This is a genomic window from Mycolicibacterium llatzerense (assembly GCF_025331195.1).
Classification (GTDB): domain Bacteria; phylum Actinomycetota; class Actinomycetes; order Mycobacteriales; family Mycobacteriaceae; genus Mycobacterium; species Mycobacterium llatzerense.
In genome coordinates, this window is sequence record NZ_LXOV01000007.1 from 1 (window position 1) to 4970 (window position 4970).

11 protein-coding genes are annotated in these 4970 nt (G+C 60.5%); 8 read left to right on the top strand and 3 right to left on the bottom strand.

All coding sequences use genetic code 11. From position 1 onward, the window contains the following. The 3 genes from A7G45_RS32705 to A7G45_RS14800 form a co-directional block, all read right to left on the bottom strand. Positions 1–82 (bottom strand): DUF2510 domain-containing protein (locus A7G45_RS32705; RefSeq protein WP_407667533.1); only part of this gene is annotated, 82 nt, incomplete at its 3' end. Continuing rightward, entirely contained in the window at positions 82–522 is a 441-nt protein-coding gene (locus tag A7G45_RS14795; RefSeq protein WP_260938341.1) for an Rv1352/Rv1906c domain-containing protein, read from the bottom strand. The genes A7G45_RS14795 and A7G45_RS32705, both read right to left, overlap by 1 nt. Before the next feature lie 353 nt (positions 523–875). After that, positions 876–1286, bottom strand: coding sequence for a hypothetical protein (locus A7G45_RS14800; RefSeq protein ID WP_260938343.1), 411 nt, complete (start codon positions 1284–1286; stop codon positions 876–878). Positions 1287–1739: 453 nt separating this feature from the next. Here A7G45_RS14800 and A7G45_RS14805 point away from each other — a divergent pair, with 453 nt between their 5' ends. The 8 genes from A7G45_RS14805 to A7G45_RS14840 all read left to right on the top strand — a co-directional run bounded on the left by A7G45_RS14805 (position 1740) and on the right by A7G45_RS14840 (position 4828). Further along, positions 1740–2027: a helix-turn-helix domain-containing protein gene (locus tag A7G45_RS14805; RefSeq protein WP_260938321.1), complete on the top strand. Its 288-nt coding sequence runs from the start codon at positions 1740–1742 to the stop codon at positions 2025–2027. Positions 2028–2088: 61 nt separating this feature from the next. Continuing rightward, positions 2089–2967, top strand: a complete 879-nt coding sequence (locus tag A7G45_RS14810) for a Rha family transcriptional regulator (protein ID WP_260938318.1) — start codon at positions 2089–2091, stop codon at positions 2965–2967. Continuing rightward, a complete protein-coding gene (locus A7G45_RS14815; RefSeq protein ID WP_260938316.1) occupies positions 2964–3284 on the top strand; it encodes a hypothetical protein in 321 nt (106 codons plus the stop codon). Before A7G45_RS14810 ends, A7G45_RS14815 begins: the two co-directional genes overlap by 4 nt. Further along, positions 3281–3529 (top strand): hypothetical protein, encoded by a 249-nt coding sequence (locus A7G45_RS14820; RefSeq protein WP_260938345.1) that lies wholly within the window; start codon positions 3281–3283, stop codon positions 3527–3529. Before A7G45_RS14815 ends, A7G45_RS14820 begins: the two co-directional genes overlap by 4 nt. Before the next feature lie 217 nt (positions 3530–3746). Beyond that, positions 3747–3902 carry a hypothetical protein gene (locus A7G45_RS14825; RefSeq protein ID WP_260938346.1) on the top strand — a complete coding sequence of 52 codons (156 nt, stop codon included), beginning with the start codon at positions 3747–3749 and terminating at the stop codon, positions 3900–3902. A 64-nt stretch (positions 3903–3966) separates the two neighbouring features. After that, entirely contained in the window at positions 3967–4176 is a 210-nt protein-coding gene (locus A7G45_RS14830; protein WP_260938348.1) for a hypothetical protein, read from the top strand. Next, positions 4173–4445: a hypothetical protein gene (locus tag A7G45_RS14835; protein WP_260938350.1), complete on the top strand. Its 273-nt coding sequence runs from the start codon at positions 4173–4175 to the stop codon at positions 4443–4445. The genes A7G45_RS14830 and A7G45_RS14835 overlap by 4 nt, the downstream gene beginning before the upstream one ends. After that, positions 4442–4828: a hypothetical protein gene (locus tag A7G45_RS14840; protein ID WP_260938352.1), complete on the top strand. Its 387-nt coding sequence runs from the start codon at positions 4442–4444 to the stop codon at positions 4826–4828. Before A7G45_RS14835 ends, A7G45_RS14840 begins: the two co-directional genes overlap by 4 nt. The last annotated feature ends 142 nt before the right edge of the window (positions 4829–4970 follow it).

A 4970-nucleotide genomic window follows, 5' to 3' on the forward strand; every position in this document is an offset into this window, starting at 1 on the left:
GCCACTGTTGCCCATCCCAGTAGCGCTGCTGGCCGGTGGGGTCTGGGTACCAGCCGGGTGGGGTTGGTTGAGGGCTGGACATTAGCTGATCTTCTCCCAGGGTTGGCACGAGATGGATTCGAATGCGACGTCGGTTGGCGCGATGGTCACGATGGTCTGCCCGGGTTGGTTGTCGATCGCGATGGAGTCGGCCAACTCGCCACTGAATCCACGCAGTCGTTTCCATGTGCAGAACGGGTAGCCGTTGGCGAGCGTGGGGGTGGATCGGTAGGTGCCGGGGGCGATGTCTTTGCCGACGACATAGGTGCCGTCAGCATCCATCGTTCCGAATTGCCGTGCCGCCCCGGTTGGTGTCGACTGTGCCGGCATCTTCGACTTATCGATCGACAGGAAAGCTCCGCCGAAGAAGACCAGCAGGAACACGCCTGACAGCACCCATATCGCTGGGTGAACGGACGACTTGCGTGGCTCGTCGCCATCGTCCGGCCCCTGCCAACCGGTGCTGCTCCACGGGTTCGCCATGTGGTGATCCTAATTGTCGCCAGGGTCACTGTCTGGCGGTTTCCTGAATTGTTGGGCTGAACGTTTGGGGCCGGTTGTTCAGTGGGTGATCTGGGCACTAGCAACCTGCATAACGGTTACATAACGACTGTGGAAACGCTGGCAATATATCTGACTGGTACGTAAATTACCGGGCAGGCCGGGGAAGCCTTATTAACGCCGAAACCTGTAGGAACACAATGGATTCCGCACGCCCTAATGCCGCCATCCGATACCTTCGCTGAACTCAGGCGCGGATGGACCCTCCAGACCTCGAACAGCTCTATCGCGCCTACGTACAGCGAATGAAGGCGCACCCACCATCAACCTGGTCATCAAGCCTGCTCTCGATCGTCATCAGCGCCGTCGACCTCCAGTTCGGCGACAGCGTCGGCGGTGACAGCGTCGGCCGTAGCAGCGGCCGGGGACTCCACATCGTCCGCTAGCTCGTAGCCTGGGGTCTTCTCGTTTTTGTCGACCGGCGGCGGTGTTGCCGATTGCGCGTCCTGGTTGGCGGGTGGGGTTGATTGACCGGCATTAGGTCGTCCTTTCTGTAGGGCATCATCTGTGATGCGGTCGATCAGGAGTTCGATGGTTGACCAGACGCCTTCGAGCCCATGGATGGCGCCCAGATGATCACCGTGGCGCACGGATTCATGGGCGTGAGACAGCAGTCTCTCGGCGCGGTTGAAGTGCTCGTCATGTGGCGTGGGCGGAGCGTTGATTATCTGGCGGGCGAGTTCCACGGCGCGACTGAACTCGGCGGGAGCAAGTCGGTGCGCTGACGGCATGGGGGTTGGTTCGTCGCCTGCAAGCACGCAGTCGACGCTTCCACGTTGCCATTGGAGTGCCGCTTCTAGTGGCCCGCTTGTGCTTGGGCGGATATCCGCGTGCTTACCGCCTTCAATCAGTCGGAGGGTGGCCGTTGACGGGCCTCCCGCCTTTTGCACGTCAGCCTGAGTCAACTTGAGTTCCTTCCGGCGCGCACGGACGCGCCTTCCAAGCCGTTGTGCAGGGGACTCGCTTGTCATGGCCCAGAGCCTTTCATTGAGTGTCGCGACAGGTCTAGTTAAGGAATGACAAGCCTATCGCCAGGTCAGCGACGAATTCGATAGTTACATCCTTGTCATTCCGCAGCTAAGTAGCGAAATCAGCGATTTAGCTTGCGCTCGAATCGCTGGTTGTCTAGAGTTGTCGCTATGCCAGCGATTGAACCGCTAGGACCGATGGTCCGGATCAAAGAAGTGCGCATCGCGCACGGCCTCAGTCAGCTTCAGCTCGCCGAGCGGATCGCGGAGCAGGGTGTCGAGATCACCGATGCCGGAATCTCCAATGTCGAGAACGGCAACAAGAAGGCGAGCGACCGGCTGCTGACCGCGTGGGCGAAGGCGCTCGGTATCGAACCGCTGAATGTGTGGCACGGACCGCTGCGCCCTCCGGTCGAACCTGCAATGCCGCCAAAGCGCCAGAAGAAACCGGCCGCATAACAAAGAGCCCCCGTCCGAGGCAACGGACGAGGGCACCGACAACAGGAAGGTCAGATTTCCAGTGTCAGAACACAACGATAGCGGGTTCGCCGAGTTGGAGCGCGCCACACCGATTGTTCAGGTGGCCGAGGGTGTCGCGACGACGACATCGATGCGAATCGCCAACGGAACCAGCAACGAGCACGCCTCAGTGCTGCTGCTGATCCGCAAGAACTTGGACGACTTCAACGAATTCGGCTTGGTCCGATTTGAAATCGCACCAAGACCAGCCGGCCAACATGGCGGCGGTGATGTCACGGTCGCGATCCTCAACGAGGAGCACGCGACCCTGTTGCTCACCTACATGCGGAACAGCGACATCGTCCGCGACTTCAAGAAGCGATTGGTCCGCGAGTTCTGGGAGCTGCGACGCGGCGCGGTCATCGACTTGTCGGATCCGATCGCCGCCATCGAGGCTGAGGCCGCCCGTACCCAGCGCGCCATCGATGTCGCGAAGGCTGAGCGGGCGCGCGCCGTCAAGGCTGAATCCGAAGCGAAGATGCTTACCGCCGCGATCGAACGGGACGCGCCGCTTGTCGCGAAGGCTGAGGCTCATACCGCGAACGCCAAGTCCATCAACCGGCAGATGTTCGCCCGCGAGGTTCAACAGTGGGGGACCAAGCAGGGCATCACCGTTCTCCAGGACCAGGTGTACGAGATGTTGCGGCGGCGGGGAATGCTCATCGACGGACACCGCGCCGACCGCAACCACGCCACCTCTCAGGCGGTGAAATCGGGCTGGGCATTTACCCACAAGGACGTCACCGAGGACGGGTATCCGACCGCCGTCACCATGATCAACCCGCGCGGCCAGGACGTCGCCTGGAAGTGGATCACTGACTACGTGCGCCAGGCCGGCAATCTCGTTCTCCCGCCAAAGATCACGGGTGGTGCAGCGTGAGATTCTCCGGCGACTACCTATACCGCGTCCGCGTGACCTCGTACCCAGAAGGCGCCTTCGAGTGCATCAACGAGGACGCTGACATCTGGATTCCCACACCAGGTTGGCAGCCGGCGGGTTGGCGTCCGGTCGGGAACTACACCGAGATCATGGGCACCTCCGAGTTCATCTGGCCGGTTACCAACAAGGTGTACGGATCAAAGTCGACCGCTAAGAAGCGCGCCGACTTGCTTGAAAGCTACGGTGCCACAGCGATTGTCGAGCAGTCCAGCCGAATTGTGTGGCCGGAACCCGAAGCCGAGGAGCGTGCGGCGTGAGCCTCCCGGTCTTGTACGAAGTTGAGCAGATCGCCGAAATCATGCACTGCTCAGAGGATTACGCCCGCGCCCAGTTGCGTGAACGTGCATGGGCCGGGTTGAAGATCGCCGGCCGGTGGCACATGACTGAGCAGCAGATCATCGACGCCATCGGTGCTCAGTCGACCGAGGCGAGACCGCAACTCCCACAGTCCAATCCGGTGCCGCGTTTCCGTCGTCGGCGCCAGTCTGCGAGGTCCGCATGAACGCGTCTGTTCTTCCGTGGGTGAGGCGGACGGTCTTCTCAATGCCTGTCGAGTCGGATGAGGTGCGGGTTGAGCGTCTTGTCCATGAGTTGGCGGTGAGGGACGAGGAGATCGCTGAGCTGAAGTGTCGTGTCGAGGAATTGGAGTCCGAGCGCATGGAGGCGGCTGGGAATTATCGGCGTCCGGTTGCCCAGTCGATTGTGCGGGGAGTTCGGTCATGATCGGGAGTGTTGTTCTGGCCCTTGTGATCTTGGGCTTGATTGTTTTCACGGCAGTGTTGTTGTGGCCGGATTTTGAGCGTGAGTTCGATGCGGACATGCGGCGTCGGTTGGCTGAGTTGGATGCGGATGAGCAGAGGCGGCGATCACTGTGATGGACAACTGGAGTGACTACCTCGACGCCGACGACTGGGCAGATGACGAGTGGTGGGTCGAGTCATGAGCGACTTCGTTGGGAAGCTTGAGTTTGATCCCGAGGCGAGTCCTGGTACGCGAATCATCCGGCTGGACAACGGTTTCGCCATCATTCCCGACCAAACCGGCATTGACGATGGTTGGTCGCCGTTTGATGCCGACGGGAATCTGCGCGATGACCTCGAGGCTGAGGGTTGGCATCGGATGGGCGCGCTGAAGGACGGTCCATCATGAGCGACCCGGCAGAAGCGGCGGCACAACAGGCTTGGGAACGCAAGTACGGCTCGACCAATAGCCCGTGGCGTGAAGGGTTTCCGAACCAGGTGTCGCGCGGCTTCGTGGATGCAGCCCGTGAAGCGCTCAAGCCGATACGCGAAGAACTCGACAAGCTCGCCAAAGCCACTGAGCCTCCGTGCAATTGGGAAATCTGGACCGAGGCGTACGCAGAGGCCGTCGATCGAATCTCACACCACTGCTTCTCCACTGAGGAGATGAACCGATGATCCGCCGGCTTCGTTACGCGCTGACCATTGTCCGTGATATCTCGATGATTCTTTGTCCTGCTTCGACTTTCGTGCGTGCTCGTGTTGATGAGGCTCATGAGGCTAAGGTCGCGGCCGAGTGGGCTGACTTGTTGGCTGAGCGTGAGGAACACGTCGATGTCATGGAGCCGTGGAGGTTTGGTCCAGTTCAACCCGCCTTCATGGATGAGCCTGACAACGTTGCCGAACTTGTCCGCTACCACCACGTGAAGGCCAACCAGGCGGACGGCGTGTACTGCCATTGCGGTCACCGGTCACACACCGATCGCCGCCACGCACACCATGTCGCCGGTTTAGTGGAAGACATGATCGCCACAGATGTACGGCTAGCCAACAAGCAATAGAACGGCCCGAAAGTAGACATGAAACGACTCGAATCACTCACCGATACCCAACGCAACCGCATGCCCAGCTTCGCGCAGAAATGGATACAACACGGCTGGCGCACAACACCACTCACCGAAGAAGAGTGGCGTGTCGTCGAGG